15 protein-coding genes are annotated in these 14,383 nt (G+C 68.1%); 10 read left to right on the top strand and 5 right to left on the bottom strand.

Annotated elements, in window-relative coordinates; translation table 11 throughout:
* The first annotated feature begins 34 nt into the window (after window positions 1-34).
* Complete coding sequence (locus ACWPMZ_RS12660) at window positions 35-709, top strand: M23 family metallopeptidase (protein WP_455704423.1); 675 nt, start codon at window positions 35-37, stop codon at window positions 707-709.
* A gap of 69 nt (window positions 710-778) precedes the next feature.
* Here the strand turns inward: ACWPMZ_RS12660 and ACWPMZ_RS12655 are convergent, their stop codons facing one another.
* Window positions 779-1,660, bottom strand: coding sequence for a UTP--glucose-1-phosphate uridylyltransferase (locus ACWPMZ_RS12655; RefSeq protein ID WP_455704422.1), 882 nt, complete (start codon window positions 1,658-1,660; stop codon window positions 779-781).
* Between the two features lie 93 nt (window positions 1,661-1,753).
* On the opposite strand from ACWPMZ_RS12655, the gene ACWPMZ_RS12650 reads away from it, so the two are divergent.
* The gene (locus tag ACWPMZ_RS12650; RefSeq protein ID WP_455704421.1) at window positions 1,754-1,993 is read left to right on the top strand and encodes a hypothetical protein; all 240 of its coding nucleotides are present in this window, start codon (window positions 1,754-1,756) and stop codon (window positions 1,991-1,993) included.
* Between the two features lie 6 nt (window positions 1,994-1,999).
* Here ACWPMZ_RS12650 and ACWPMZ_RS12645 read toward each other — a convergent pair whose 3' ends face one another.
* Window positions 2,000-2,248 (bottom strand): ribbon-helix-helix domain-containing protein, encoded by a 249-nt coding sequence (locus ACWPMZ_RS12645; RefSeq protein ID WP_455704420.1) that lies wholly within the window; start codon window positions 2,246-2,248, stop codon window positions 2,000-2,002.
* Window positions 2,245-3,639 carry a class II fumarate hydratase gene (gene fumC, locus ACWPMZ_RS12640; protein ID WP_455704419.1) on the bottom strand — a complete coding sequence of 465 codons (1,395 nt, stop codon included), beginning with the start codon at window positions 3,637-3,639 and terminating at the stop codon, window positions 2,245-2,247. The genes ACWPMZ_RS12645 and fumC overlap by 4 nt, the downstream gene beginning before the upstream one ends.
* A gap of 85 nt (window positions 3,640-3,724) precedes the next feature.
* Between fumC and ACWPMZ_RS12635 the strand changes: the two genes are divergently transcribed.
* Entirely contained in the window at window positions 3,725-4,483 is a 759-nt protein-coding gene (locus ACWPMZ_RS12635) for a helix-turn-helix domain-containing protein (protein ID WP_455704418.1), read from the top strand.
* Window positions 4,484-4,527: 44 nt separating this feature from the next.
* On the opposite strand, the gene phbB is transcribed toward ACWPMZ_RS12635, so the two are convergent.
* Together phbB and ACWPMZ_RS12625 are read right to left on the bottom strand one after the other, a co-directional pair.
* A complete protein-coding gene (gene phbB, locus ACWPMZ_RS12630) occupies window positions 4,528-5,250 on the bottom strand; it encodes an acetoacetyl-CoA reductase (protein WP_455704417.1) in 723 nt (240 codons plus the stop codon).
* A 143-nt stretch (window positions 5,251-5,393) separates the two neighbouring features.
* On the bottom strand, window positions 5,394-6,113 hold the full coding sequence (locus ACWPMZ_RS12625; protein ID WP_455704416.1) for a hypothetical protein: 720 nt from the start codon (window positions 6,111-6,113) through the stop codon (window positions 5,394-5,396).
* 424 nt (window positions 6,114-6,537) lie between these two features.
* Between ACWPMZ_RS12625 and ACWPMZ_RS12620 the strand changes: the two genes are divergently transcribed.
* From ACWPMZ_RS12620 to ACWPMZ_RS12590, 7 genes are all read left to right on the top strand, one after another.
* Window positions 6,538-6,999: a DUF3576 domain-containing protein gene (locus tag ACWPMZ_RS12620; RefSeq protein ID WP_455704415.1), complete on the top strand. Its 462-nt coding sequence runs from the start codon at window positions 6,538-6,540 to the stop codon at window positions 6,997-6,999.
* 19 nt (window positions 7,000-7,018) lie between these two features.
* Window positions 7,019-9,547 carry a leucine--tRNA ligase gene (gene leuS / locus ACWPMZ_RS12615; RefSeq protein WP_455704414.1) on the top strand — a complete coding sequence of 843 codons (2,529 nt, stop codon included), beginning with the start codon at window positions 7,019-7,021 and terminating at the stop codon, window positions 9,545-9,547.
* Window positions 9,544-10,035: an LPS assembly lipoprotein LptE gene (lptE, locus tag ACWPMZ_RS12610; RefSeq protein ID WP_455704413.1), complete on the top strand. Its 492-nt coding sequence runs from the start codon at window positions 9,544-9,546 to the stop codon at window positions 10,033-10,035. The genes leuS and lptE overlap by 4 nt, the downstream gene beginning before the upstream one ends.
* Window positions 10,032-11,087, top strand: coding sequence for a DNA polymerase III subunit delta (gene holA, locus ACWPMZ_RS12605; protein WP_455704412.1), 1,056 nt, complete (start codon window positions 10,032-10,034; stop codon window positions 11,085-11,087). Before lptE ends, holA begins: the two co-directional genes overlap by 4 nt.
* A 110-nt stretch (window positions 11,088-11,197) precedes the next feature.
* Window positions 11,198-12,604, top strand: coding sequence for a sugar transferase (locus tag ACWPMZ_RS12600; protein WP_455704411.1), 1,407 nt, complete (start codon window positions 11,198-11,200; stop codon window positions 12,602-12,604).
* Between the two features lie 43 nt (window positions 12,605-12,647).
* A complete protein-coding gene (locus ACWPMZ_RS12595) occupies window positions 12,648-13,388 on the top strand; it encodes an alpha/beta fold hydrolase (RefSeq protein WP_455704410.1) in 741 nt (246 codons plus the stop codon).
* Complete coding sequence (locus ACWPMZ_RS12590; RefSeq protein WP_455704409.1) at window positions 13,385-14,368, top strand: LLM class flavin-dependent oxidoreductase; 984 nt, start codon at window positions 13,385-13,387, stop codon at window positions 14,366-14,368. Before ACWPMZ_RS12595 ends, ACWPMZ_RS12590 begins: the two co-directional genes overlap by 4 nt.
* The last annotated feature ends 15 nt before the right edge of the window (window positions 14,369-14,383 follow it).

The following is a 14,383-nucleotide window of genomic DNA, read 5'->3' as shown; positions in this document are numbered from 1 at the left end:
GGGCCGCACAAACATGGACGGGACAATAGGTCGCATGCTCATCAACCGTACTATCCGCGCTACAGCCCTGCTCGCCATTGCCGGAATGGCCATCGCCACCGCCCCGGCCAGCGCGCAGGAAACCGCCGCCACCACCCAGATGTCGGGTTCAGTGAAGGGCGAAGTAACCGGATCGCTCGGCAACGGTGACAAGGAATTCAGCCAGCTCTTCGCCAGCTGGAAGCAGACGGAAGCCCCGGCCGGTTCCGTTCTCGCCCCGGTCCAGTCGGTCTCGGTCCCCTCGGCAATGCCGCTGACCGCCGCCACCATGACCAGCAGCTTCGGCATGCGCACCCACCCGGTGCTCGGCGGCCGCCGCTCGCACAAGGGCATCGATCTCGGCGCCCCGACCGGCACCCCGGTCTACGCCACCGCCGACGGCACCGTCGCGATGGCCGAATACTATTCCAGCTACGGCAACTACATCCAGCTCCAGCATGGCGGTAACATGGAAACCCGCTACGCCCACCTGTCGGGCTACAACGTCGCCGCCGGCCAGAAGGTTCGCAAGGGCGACCTCATCGGTTTCGTCGGCTCGACCGGCCGCTCGACCGGCCCGCACCTCCATTACGAAGTCCGCGTCGACGGCGATGCGGTCGATCCGCGTCCCTACATGATCACCCCGCAGATGGCGCTCGCCGCTGGCGTCGGTGGCCAGGGCGGCGACTGATCCCTGATTTAAGCACTGCTTGGACGGCAGGAACAGAGGCGGCGGGGCGACCCGCCGCCTCTCTTCGTTTCAGCCTTCTGCCAACAGGCGGTGGGCCATTGCACGCACCTCGGCGCCCATGTCCTCGCGTTCGAGCGCGAGCGCCAGGGTGGCCTCGACGAACCCCGTCTTGCTGCCGCAATCGAACCGCCGCCCGGCGAAGGTGACCGCGTGGAACGGCTGGCCGCCGATCATCCGCGCCATCGCGTCGGTCAGCTGGATCTCGCCCCCGGCACCCTTCTCCTGGGCCTCAAGCACGCGCATGACCTCGGGCTGCAGAATGTAGCGGCCGGAGATGATCTTGTTCGACGGGGCACTGTCCACCGGCGGCTTCTCGACCAGGCCGAGGACCTGCGTCAGCGTGGCCGACACGGTCTCGCCCGGCGCGATCACCCCGTAGCTCGAGACCTCATCGCGCGGGACCTCGAGCACGCTGATCAGGTTGCCGCCGACCTCCTCGTAGGCTGCAACCATCTGGGCCATGCAGCCCGGCGCGCCGACCATCAGCTCGTCGGGCAGGATGATTGCGAAAGGGTCGTCGCCCACGATCGCGCGGGCGCACCAGATCGCATGGCCGAGGCCCAGCGGGACCTGCTGGCGCACGGTGATGATGTCGCCCGGGGTGAAGCGGGTGGCATCGAGCGCCGACAGGTCCTTGTCCCGCCCCGCCATCGTCGCCTCGAGTTCATACGCCACGTCGAAATGCTCGACGATCGCCGTCTTGCCGCGCCCGGTGACGAAGATCATCTGCTCGATCCCCGCCTCGCGCGCCTCGTCCACCGCGTACTGGATCAGCGGCCGGTCGACGATCGGCAGCAATTCCTTGGGAATTGCCTTGGTGGCCGGAAGGAAGCGCGTACCGAGCCCGGCGACGGGAAACACGGCCTTCTTGATGGGCTTGCGGGTCGTCATGGCCGCATCGTCTGCTGGCCGGCCCGGCTTTCGTCAATGGGCGAGAACCAATTCCCAGCGGGCGCGTTGGCGGATTCGAAAAGGAGACCGTTCATGGCTTTGCTCAAGATGCTCGCGCTCGGCGCGCTGGGATACGTCGGTTACCGCTACCTCGAGCAAAAGAATATCGGCCCGGCCGCATTCGCCAATGGCCAGGGCAACGACGAGAACACCACCAAGGTGCGCGATGCCGGCCCTCACGCGATGGCCGATTCCCCGGGCCGCGAATGGACGAAGGAAGACCAGGCCAGCGACGAGAGCTTCCCGGCGAGTGACCCGCCCGCCAACTACTGAGGCAATCTAGCGCCGTTCGCCTTCCCCGGCGTTGGCCACGATCCAGAGGCGGATCGCCCCGGCAAGGCCCGGCGGCGTATCCGCCTCGATTCGTTCGGCATCGATCCGCGCGACCAGCGCATTGAGCGGCACCCCATGCGCCGCCGCCGCATCGCGCAGCAGATCCCAGAAGAGCGGCTCCAAGCTGATCGACGTCTTGTGTCCGGCGATCTCGACCGAGCGCTTGACCGGCGGGTGATAGGGCGTGCCCGTCACCTGTCTGGGCCGAGCATGGCCTCGGCGCGAACGATGCGGTCGTAATCCTCTGCGCTTACTGCACCGTTGCCGACCGCGGCCTCGCGCAGGGTCACGCCGCGCGCATGGGCATCCTTGGCGATCGCTGCCGCCCGGTCGTATCCGATCGTCGGTGCGAGCGCGGTGACGAGCATGAGCGAGCGCTCCACGCCCTGCGCCAGGTTGTCCTCGCGCGGTTCGAGCCCGGCCAGAAGGTGCTCGGTGAAGCTGATGGCCGCATCGGCCAACAGGTCGGCCGATTGCAGGAAGGTGTAGCCGAGAACCGGGCGATAGGTGTTCAGTTCGAACTGGCCCTGGCTGGCGGCGAACTGCATCGTGCCCTGGTTGCCGAACACCCGGGCGCAGACCTGCGTCAGCGCCTCCACCTGGGTCGGGTTGACCTTGCCGGGCATGATCGAGGAGCCCGGCTCGTTGGCCGGGAGCGCCAGTTCGCCCAGCCCGGCACGCGGGCCGGAACCGAGCAGGCGGATGTCGCAGGCGATCTTGTTGAGGCTGGCGGCAACGGTCGCCAGCGCGCCGTGGGCGAAGAGCAGCGCGTCGGAAGCCGCCAGCGCCTCGAACTTGTTGGGCGCGGAAACGAACGGGTGGCCCGTCGCCTCGGCTATGGCCCGGGCAACGCCTTGGGCGAACCCGGCCGGCGCATTGAGCCCGGTGCCGACTGCCGTGCCGCCTTGCGCCAGTTCGGAGAGCCCCGGCAGCGCCGCCTGGACCCGCGCGATGCCCGCCTCCACCTGCCGGGCGTAACCGGAAAATTCCTGCCCCAGCGTCAGCGGCACGGCATCCTGCGTGTGCGTGCGCCCGATCTTGATCAGGTGGTCCCAGCCGGCGGCCTTGCCTGCCAGGTCCGCCTGCACGGCCCGCAACGCCGGCAGCAACCGCCCGTTCAGCGCACCGACCGCCGCGACGTGCAGCGCCGTCGGGAAGGTGTCGTTCGACGACTGGCTCATGTTGACGTGGTCGTTGGGATGGACGGGGCTCTTTGCGCCCAGCTTGCCGCCGAGCGACAGGTTCGCCCGGTTGGCGATAACCTCGTTGGCATTCATGTTCGACTGCGTGCCCGAACCCGTCTGCCACACGACCAGCGGAAACTCGGCGTCGAGCCTGCCTGCCGCGACGTCGGCCGCGGCCGCCTCGATCGCCTCGGCCAGCCGCCCTTCGAGCAGCCCGAGTTCGCGGTTGGTCCGCGCCGCGGCGCCCTTGATGGTGCCCAGGGCATGGACGATCGCGGCCGGCATCCGCTCGCCGCCAATGCGGAAATTGTCCTTCGATCGCTGCGTCTGCGCGCCCCACAGCCGATCGGCCGGGACGGCGACGTCGCCCATGGTGTCGCTTTCGATGCGGGTTTCGCTCATGGGCGCAGGGATAGCCCATCCGCCGCGTGGGACCCAAACTTTTTGGGGTGGCTGGCGGCGCGGGGCTTACCTAGACCAGGAGGCGATGGACGAGGGCGTGGAGGCACTGACCGAGAAGGAGAAGGAAACGCTCCGGCTGGTCGTGCGCGGCTATGACGCCAAGGCGATGGCGCGCCACTTCGGCCTGTCGATCCACACGATCAACGAACGCCTGCGTCACGCCCGCCGCAAGATGGAAGTACCAAGCAGCCGCGAGGCGGCGCGGCTGCTGTTCGAGGTGGAGGAACAACACCCCCAATTCCTTGCGGACAAGGAAATGGGGGAAGACGCCGCCCCCCGCGCCCTGCCACCCGCCGGTGACCGAAAGGCGCGACCCCTTCGCGCCTCGATCATCGGAGGACTCATCATCATGTCGCTCTTGCTCTCAACCATCCTGTTCCTTGCTTCGCCACCGGTCGAAGCCCCGCGCGAGGCCGCGCTCGCCCCGCGCGCGACGACCGATCCCGCCATGCTGGCCGCCTCGCCCCAGGTCGCCGCGGCCCTCGCTTTCCTCCGGCTGGTCGACGCCGGCGAGTGGGATGCAAGCTACGCGAAGACCGGCCCGGCCTTCCGCACGCTCAACAGCGCAAAGGTCTGGGCCGATACCAACGAGAGCGTCCGGGTGCCATTGGGCAAGGTCGTGTCGCGCAAGGTGGTGAGCGAGGAGATGGTCCCCGCGCCGCCGTCGAGCTACCAGATGGTAAAGTTCGAGACGACCTTCGCCAACAAGGCCGACACGCTGGAGACGCTCACGCTGGTGCGCGATGCCGAGGGTTGGAAGGTCGTGGGCTACATCGTCGATTGATGGCGGCGAAACGGCGACGGCAAGGCCGCCGCCCAGGCCCGCCATCAGTACATGTGCTGCCCGCCGTTCATGCTCATGGTCGAACCCGTCACGAAGCCCGCATCGTCGCTGGTCAGGAAGGCGACGCCGCGGGCGATCTCCTCGGCATGGCCCAGGCGGCCGACGGGGATCTTGGCGACGATCTTCTCCAGCACCGCTTCGGGCACCGCGGCGACCATGTCGGTGTCGATGTAGCCGGGCGCGATCGCGTTGACGGTGATGCCGAAGCGCGCGCCTTCCTGCGCCAGCGCCTTGGTGAAACCGTGGATCCCGCTCTTCGCGGCGGCATAGTTGACCTGGCCATACTGGCCCGCCTGCCCGTTGATCGAGCCGATGTTGACGAAGCGGCCCCAGCCGCGCTCCTTCATGCCGGCGAAGGTCGCCTTGGCCATGTTGAAACAACCGCCCAGGTTGATCCGCAGCACGTCGGTCCAGTCGTCGTAGCTCATCCGCAGCAGCGTGCCGTCGCGGGTGATGCCGGCGTTGTTGACCACGATCTCGATCGGGCCGACTTCGGCTTCGATGCGGGCGCACCCGTCGAGCGTTTCCTGGTGATCGCCCACGTTCCAGCGATAGGCGGCGATACCCGTCTCGTCGGTGAAGGCGCGGGCCTTCTCCTCGTTACCGGCGTAATTGGCGACGACCGTGCGCCCCTGCTCCTTGAGCGCTTCGCAGATGGCCCGGCCGATACCCCTGGTGCCTCCGGTTACGACAGCAACGCGTGACATATCTGTTCCTTTCGCTGGCATTCTCTCCACCCCGGCGCTTACGCGGGCGGGGGACAAAGGCAAAGAAAAACCCCGCCGAAGCGGGGTCTTGCCGATGCCGGAGATGGAGAGCGGACAGCCAACTGGGCCCCCGCCTCCCGATATCAGAACTTGAACTGGGTGCCGATATAGACGGCCTGGCTGTCCTTGGTCGTCGGATCGGCCAGCGGCGCCAGGCGGTCGCGTTCCTGCTGGTAGCGGATGCCCGCGGTCACATCGAGGTTGCGCGTCAGGCGATAGCTGCCGCCGACGTCGACCGACTGCGAGCCCAGCGCATCGCGGGTGCGCGGCGCGGTGCCGGCGGTGTTTTCCTGGTCGAGTTCGATCCGCGGGGCCAGCCGGCTCGGCTTGTCCTGCGCGCCGGGCCTGGGACGGAAGGTGGCGAGATCGGGAATCTCGGCATCAGACAGCTTGCGGTTGAGGACCGACGGCTGGGCGAAGCTTTCGAGCCCGCGCGAAACGCCCAGGTTGTAGCGCGTGGGCGCGATGCGCAGCGCAGCCGGGCTGCCGGCCACCTGATCCATCGCCGCGGCGATCGCCGAACGGACCTGGATGGCCTGCGCAGCTTCCTGGTCGACGCGGACCGCCACGGTGACCGAGCGGTTTTCGCGCTGGGCCATGCCGGCGGGTGTGAAACGGATCATGCGCTTGTCGGCGCGGGTCTTGGCCACCAGCGCGGCGACGCGCGGATCGACCGAGGCCGGGGTGAAAGCGGCAATGCTGGAGACGATGCGGCCGGGCCCGGCGTCGAGTGCGTCGAGCGCGAGACCGGCGGTGGGCAGCGCAGCCAGAGCGAACGCACCAAGCGCGACGCCGGCGGCCATGCCACCCGTCCTGCTGCCTTTGCGTCGCCTGTCCATGACTGCTTCCAGCCTCCTCTTGCGAGAACCGATCGGTGCCGATTCCTAATGGTCACGCGCCTTAATGGCTGCTGACCGACTCCCCATGACAAGGGCGGAGAGACTCGCGACTCTCCACACCGTCGACTGTTCACGATAGGCGCGGTTCCCGGCATGACCACCCCAAACGTGAAATAGCGGGCTGTTTTTTTTGAGTGTTGCGCCAGACCCACAGATTCCCGACCCATGCCCGTCACTTCCGGCGCGGGTTAAGCCCGGGTTCACGCCGCGGCGGGCCATTCGGGGGCCCAGGGCGTGCCTGGCCGCGCCACCTTGCCGCCGCTGGCGACGAGGCTATAGAGGCGCTCACCGGCCCCGCGGGGGCACGAACCGTTTGACAGGACCGACGATGGCTTTCCCGACACTCTCTGCCGCTTTTCGCCCGCTGCCCCGCCGCCTGGCGATCGTCGGCATGCTTGGGCTGGCGCTGGCCGGCTGCGGCCGCAAGGAAGAAAGCCGCGCGGCCGAGGTCGCGTCGGCCTCCGTCACCACGATCGGCGTCAATTCCTACCTCTGGCGCGCCACGCTCGAGACCCTCAGCTTCATGCCGCTGACCCAAGCCGACAGCGCCGGCGGCGTGATCGTGACCGACTGGTATGCCAACCCGCGCAATCCGGGCGAGCGAGTCAAGGTTTCGGTCTCGATCCTCGACCAGGACCTGCGCGCCGATGCGATCCGCGTCGCCGCCAGCCGCGAGGTCAACCAGGGCGGCGCGTGGACGGCCGCCCCGGTGCAGGCCGCCACGGTGCAGAAGCTCGAGGACATCATCCTCACCAAGGCCCGCGATCTGCGCCGTTCCGACATCGGCTAGTTTGCCCTAGGGGGCCTGAATGTCCGACCAAAGATTCGATCCGTCACAGGCTGACGGCCGCTGGCAGCGTGCCTGGGACGAAGCGCAGACTTTCCGCGCCAACGACGCCCGCGCCGAGGCGGAGGGGCGTCCGCGCTTCTACGCGCTCGAGATGTTCCCCTATCCCAGCGGGCGCATCCACATCGGCCACGTGCGCAACTACACGATGGGCGACGTGCTGGCGCGCTTCAAGCGCATGACCGGGCACGAGGTGCTCCACCCGATGGGCTGGGACGCCTTCGGCATGCCGGCGGAGAACGCGGCCATCGAGAAGAAGGTTCACCCCGGTGAGTGGACCTATGCCAACATCGCCACGATGAAGGCGCAGTTGAAGCGGCTGGGGTTCGCGCTCGACTGGAGCCGTGAGCTGGCGACCTGCGACCCGGACTATTACGGCCACGAGCAGGCGCTGTTCATTGACCTGTTCGAAGCCGGCCTGGTCTATCGGCGCGAAAGCACCGTCAACTGGGATCCGGTCGATCAGACCGTGCTGGCCAACGAGCAGGTGATCGACGGCAAGGGCTGGCGCAGCGGCGCCCCGGTCGAGAAGCGCAAGCTGGCGCAGTGGTTCCTGAAGATCACCGACTTCGCCGACGAGCTGCTGGCGGGGCTCGGCGAGCTCGAGCACTGGCCCGACAAGGTGCGCCTGATGCAGGAGAACTGGATCGGCAAGAGCACCGGCCTGCAGTTCGCCTTCGACCTGTCGAACGGCGAGACGCTGGAGGTCTACACCACCCGGCCCGACACGATCTTCGGCGCGAGCTTCGTCGCCGTGGCACCCGACCACCCGCTCGCCCAGGGCGTGGCGGCAACCAACTGCGACGCGGCGAAGTTCATCGAAACCTGCCGCCAGGGCGGGACGACCGAGGCCGAGCTCGAGACCGCCGAGAAGCTGGGTTTCGACACCGGGATCGGCGCGAAGCATCCGTTCACCGGCGAATGGCTGCCGGTCTTCATCGCCAATTTCGTGCTGATGGATTACGGCACCGGTGCGATCATGGCGGTGCCGGGCCACGACCAGCGCGACTTCGATTTCGCCAGCAAATACGGCCTGCCGATCGTGCGGGTCATCGCCTCCACCCCCGAAGCGGCCGACGCGCCGCTGACCGAGGCCGAGGCGGGCGACGGGGTCTGCGTCAACTCCGGGTTCCTCGACGGTATGTCGGTGGCCGAGGCAAAAGCCGAGGTGGTCCGCCGCATCGAGGGCGAGGGCCGCGGTGCCGGCAAGACCGTCTGGCGGCTGCGCGACTGGGGCGTTTCGCGCCAGCGGTACTGGGGCACGCCGATCCCCTTCATTCACTGCAAGGCCTGCGGCGTGGTGGCGGTGCCCAAGGACCAGCTGCCCGTGGTCCTGCCGCAGGATGTCGACATCTCGGTGCCCGGCAACCCGCTGGTGCGCCACCCGACCTGGAAGCACGTCGAGTGCCCGAGCTGCGGCGGTGCGGCCGAGCGCGAGACCGACACACTCGACACCTTCGTCGATTCCAGCTGGTATTTCCTGCGTTTCGCCAGCCAGCCGGCAGACCGGCCGTTCGACCCCCAGATGGTGGCGAAATGGCTGCCGGTCGACCAGTACATCGGCGGCATCGAGCATGCGATCCTGCATCTGCTCTACGCCCGCTTCTGGACCCGCGCGCTCGCCCGGATCGGCGAGATCGCGGTCAAGGAGCCCTTCGCCAGCCTTTTCACGCAAGGGATGGTGACGCACGAGACCTACAGCCGCCGCGAAGGCGACCGCGACGTCTATTTCACCCCCGCCGAGATCGAACGCAGCGGCACCGCCGCGACGCTCCGGGCCGACGGTGCGCCGGTGGAAGTCGGCCGGGTCATCAAGATGTCCAAGTCGAAGAAGAACACCGTCGACCCGGATACCATCGTCGATACCTACGGCGCCGACGCGGTGCGCTGGTTCATGCTGTCGGATTCGCCGCCCGAACGCGACCTGCCGTGGTCGGAAGCGGGCATCGAGGGTTGCTGGCGCTTCGTCCAGCGGCTGTGGCGGCTGTTCGGGCAGTACGAACCGGGTGCTCAGGGCACTAATCAAGCGCTCGATCGGCAGGTTGCGAAGACCGTCTTCGCGGTTGGCGAGGATATCGAGGCGCTGTCGTTCAACAAGGCCGTGGCGCGGATTTACGAACTGACCAGCGCCGCCGAAAAGGCCGCGCCGGGCGCCAGCCGCAACGCGGCAATCCGCACGATCCTGCTCCTCGTCGCCCCGATGATGCCTCACCTGGCCGAAGAAGCCTGGGCCGCGACGGGCGGTACGGGCCTCATTTCCGATGCCTACTGGCCCGTGGCCGACCCCGCCCTGCTGGTCGACGACGAGGTGACCATTGCCGTGCAGCACAAGGGCAAGCTGCGCGACACGCTGACCGTCGCCAAGGGCCTGCCGCAAGCCGAGCTCCAGGCGCTTGCCTTGGCGAGCGAGAAGGTCCAGCGTTCGCTCGATGGGGCGGAAGTTCGCAAGGTGATCGTGGTGCCGGACCGGCTGGTTAACATCGTGACATGAGGAAAGCGCTCGCCTTTCTCCTGCTCGTCTCGCTCTCCGGTTGCGGCCTCGCGCCGATGTACGACGGCGGAGGCAGCGGGCAGGTCGCCCAGGGCCTCGCCGCGGTCGAGGTCGCACCGATCGAGGGCAAGGCGGGCTGGCTGGTGCGCAACGCGCTCAACGACCGGCTCGGCCAGTCGGGGCAGTCGCTCAGCCCGCGCTATCGGCTCGACGTCGTGCTCGACGACAAGCTCGAGGGCCTCGGCCTGCTGACCGATGACAGCGTGGGGCGCGAACGGCGCACCCTGCGCGCCCGCTATCAACTCGTCGACCTGTCCAGCGAAGCCATCGTGGTCGATTCGACCGCCGGGTCGGACGCCGGGATCGACGTGGTCTCGAGCGAATACGCCACCATCGCCGCCGAGGACACCGCGCTCGAGAACCTGGCGAGGGAAGTGGCCGACCGCATCATCGCCAGGCTTGCGCTGACCTTGCGCGCGGCTTCGTGAAGGTCACCCAGAAGGACTTCAAGCAACATGCGCCGCGCGCGGCCCGCGATGCCCGCGTGGCCTATTTCTGCGGCCCCGACGAATCCGGCGCCTCCGCCGCGGCCGAGGCGTTGGTGGCACTGCTCGACGATCCCGGCGAGCGGGTCGAGCTGTCGGGCGGGGATCTGCGCTCCGACCCGGTGCGACTGGCCGACGAGGCGCGTTCGACCTCGCTGTTCGGCGGGGCGCGGCATATCTGGGTACGCGGCAACGGCGACGATGCCCATGATGCCGTGAAGAACCTGCTCGACACCTTCGATGCGGGCGATGGCGACGGCGCCTGCCCGGTCGTCGTGGTCGCCAGCTCGTCGACCGACAAGTCCCGCACCGCCAAGCTGCTGGAAAAGCGCGGCGACGGCCTCGTCGCCATGTTCTACCCGCCCGATCTGCGCAGCGTCGCCCACGAGGTGCGCCAGATGTGCGGCCCGCTCGGCCTGCGGGTGAGCGACGACATCTGCGAGCGCGTGGCGCGCGCGGCCGGGCTCGACCTGCGGCTGGCACGCTCCGAGCTCGAAAAGCTGGCGCTCTATCTCGATGCATCGGCCCAGTCGCCGCGGCTGGTCGACAGCGCGGCGCTCGACGCGATCGGGGCAAGCACCGAAGAGGACGGGTTCATGCCGCTGGTCAATGCCGTCCTCTCGGGCGAGGCCGCCGCGATCCCGCACGAATTTCACCGGATGCGCGAAGTGTCGCTCAATCCCGTCGGGCTTCTGCTCGCCTTCGAGCGGCGCGCCGCGCAGCTCGCCGGCCTCGCAGCGCGGCTCGGGCGGGGCGGCAACGTTTCGGCGTTCATCCAGGCCGAACAGCGTGCGCACCGGGTGTTCTGGCGCGATGCCGGCGATCTCAAGGTCCAGCTGGCATGCTGGCGAGGAGAGCGGCTCGACCGCCTCGTGCGCCGGCTTGCCGAGACCCACCGCATGCTCCTCGCCAACAGCCAGGCGGCCGAGACCTTGCTGGCTCAGGAACTGGCGGAGATCGCGCGCAAGGCCTTGTCGCAGCGAGGGAACCGCTGACCGTGTCGGGAACGTAACACGAGCGGCTGCGTCCTGCCCGGCGGACCTTTGCGTAGTTGCAGCAGGTCGCCACCAAGCGCTAGGAGCCGTGCGTCACGCTGATTATGGACATGAACGCGCCATCGCCAATCGCTCAGGATGCGGGGGTCCGCGCGCGGGCGCCGGCCAATGGGCTGGCGCGTCCGCTCGAAAAGCGCCGGCTGCAGTTTTACGTCGCGCAGATCTTCGTGGACGTCTGCATCATCCTGCTGGCGTTCGTCATGGCCAGCCAGATCTACGTCGGCGAGCCGTTCGAAACCCCTTTCATGCTGCCGGCCAATCTGCTGTGGCCGATCTATCTCACCATCGCGATGTACAATCGCACCTATTCGCAGGATTCGCTGCGCGACTGGCGCAAGGGAATGCAGCGAGCACTGACGGCTCTCCTGATTTCGGGCGGCCTGCTCAACTTTTTCGCCTTCTTCGCCCGTATCAACGCTGAGTTCTCTCGCTTCGGGTTCGTGATCGCCTCGGTCTTCATGATCGTGCTCATCATGCTGTCCCGGCGTGTGCTGGTATCGATTTCACAGCGGGTGTTCGGGCCCAACCCGCTCAATCTGCTGGTGATCAACGCCGGCGGCCCGCCGGTGAACCTGCCCGATGCCTACCGGATCAACGCTGCGGAGCAGGGTCTGGAGCCGCGGCTGGACGATCCCCACTCGCTCGACCGTTTCGCCCGTTACGTCGCCAACATGGACCAGGTACTCATTACCTGCCCCGACGGCGACCGCGTGCGCTGGGCGATGGTGCTGAAGGGCGCCGGGATTCACGGCGAAGTGACCAGCGACTACATGAACGAGATCGGCGCACTCGGCGTGATCCGGCGCGAGCCCGATGGCCTGGCAACGTTGCTGGTGGCTACCGGCCCGCTCGGCTTTCGGGCGCGCATCCTCAAGCGCACGCTCGACATCGCGGTCTCGCTCGGCGCCCTGCTGGTGGCGCTGCCCATCCTCGCGGTAGCGGCCGTGCTCATTAAGCTGGAGGACGGGGGGCCGGTGCTGTTCAACCAGCGGCGTATCGGGCGGCGCAACCAGCTTTTTTCGATCCACAAGCTGCGCTCGATGAGCGTGGCCCGGGGGGATGCCGACGGCAACACCTCGGCCAGCAAGGGCGATGTCCGGGTCACCCGGATCGGTGCGTTTCTGCGCAAGTCGAGCATCGACGAGCTGCCCCAGCTTTTCAACGTGCTCAAGGGTGACATGAGCCTGGTCGGTCCGCGCCCCCATGCGATCGGCTCGCTCGCGGGGGAGAAGCTGTTCTGGGAAGTCGACGAGCGGTACTGGCATCGTCACTCGCTGCGCCCAGGCCTGACGGGCCTTGCGCAGATCCGCGGCTTCCGCGGCGCGACCGACAAGGAATCGGACCTGACCGGGCGCCTGCAGTCCGACCTCGAGTACCTCGCCGGGTGGACCATCTGGCGCGATATCTCCATCCTGTTCGCGACCTTCCGGGTCCTGGCCCACGACAGGGCATTCTGACCGCGGCCTTGTACGCGGCGCGGCGCACGACCATCTAGCCGGCGTGAGTGAAACCCGGTTCCACACCCTTCCCGACGGACGCGAGATTGCCTTCCGGCACCGCGCTGGCGAAGGTCCGGCGATCGTTTTCCTGCCTGGCTACATGTCCGACATGGCCGGCACCAAGGCCGCCGCGCTGTGGCACCACGCGGGCGAAACCGGCCGCGAGTGCCTGCTGCTCGATTACTCAGGCTGCGGCGAGAGCAGAGGCGATTTCGCGGACGGAACGCTCTCGCGCTGGCGCGACGAAGTTGTCGGCCTGATCGAAGCGAGGATAGCGGGCGACGTGGTACTCGTCGGCTCGTCGATGGGCGGGTGGCTCATGCTGCTGGTGGCCGGGGCGCTAGGCCTCCGGGTCCGGGGTATGGTGGGCATCGCCGCCGCACCGGACTTCACCGACTGGGGCTACGACCCGGATCAGAAGGCCAGGCTGGCTGGCGGCGAGACGGTGCTGGAGAACAACCCCTACGGACCCGAACCGACACCGACCCACCCGGCGTTCTGGGCAGACGGTCAGGCGAACCGGGTCCTGGACGCTCCGATCGATTTCGCCGGGCCGGTGCGCCTGCTCCACGGGCAAGACGATACTGATGTGCCGCCCGCCATTTCCCTGCGCCTCGCCGCCTGCCTTGCATCCGCCGACGTCCAGGTGACGCTGGTCAAGCAGGGCGACCACCGCCTGTCGCGTGACGGCGACATCGCGCTGCTGCTGCGCACCGTCGACTCGCTATCGGAGGCCCCATGATTCCCTTGTCCGTCCTCGACCTCGTCACCGTTCGCGAAGGCGCCACGGTGGGAGACGCCTTGCGCGAAACCGGCGAGCTGGCGCATACCGCCGAAGCGGCCGGTTACCGGCGCTTCTGGGTCGCCGAGCACCATGCGACCGAGGGCGTTGCCGGCGGCGCGGTGTCGGTGGTGCTGGCGCATGTCGGGCACTGCACCTCGACCATCCGCATCGGATCGGGCGGGATCATGCTGCCCAACCACAATCCTTTCGTCATCGCCGAGCAGTTCGGCGCGCTCGACGGACTGTTTCCCGGGCGCATCGACCTCGGCCTCGGCCGCGCGCCGGGTGCCGCGCCGATCCTGGGACAGGCGCTGCGCAAGGACCTGGGCCGGGCGGCCGAATTCTTCCCGCAGGACGTGGTGGAACTGCGCGCGCTGCTGACCGGCGACATCGACTTGCCGATCACGGCGACGCCCGGCCATGGCTCCCAGATCGAGCTGTGGATGCTCGGCTCCAGTCTGTTCGGCGCCCAGCTCGCCGCGCGACTGGGCCTGCCCTATGCCTTCGCCAGCCACTTCGCGCCCGATCATCTCGACGCAGCGCTGCAGACCTACCGCGAGCAGTTCAGGCCCTCGGCCGCGCTCGACCGCCCTTACGTCATGGCGGCGATGGGCGTGCTGGCCGCCGAGACGGACGAGGAAGCCGAATTGCTCATGTCGAGCCAGGAGCAGTCGTTCGTGCGCCTGCGCACCGGCAATCCGGGCAAGCTGCCGCCGCCCATCCCGAACTATCGCCAGTCCTTGCCCGAGAGTTCGCAGGCCATGCTCGAACGACTGGCCGTCGCCCGCGCGGTCGGCTCGCCGCAGACCGTGGCCGAGCGGATCGGCCGCTTTGTCGAGCGAACCGCGGCGGACGAGATCATCGTTTCGGGGGCGACGTTCGACCCCGCCAAGCGCCGGCGCTCGCTCGAGCTTACGATGCAGGCGCTGGGCCAATGAGAAACCGCCAGGGCC

The sequence above is a fragment of the Tsuneonella sp. HG222 genome, assembly GCF_053819185.1.
The sequence above is the reverse complement of the archived record's forward strand: the minus strand, read 5'-3'. Positions and strand labels throughout refer to the sequence as shown.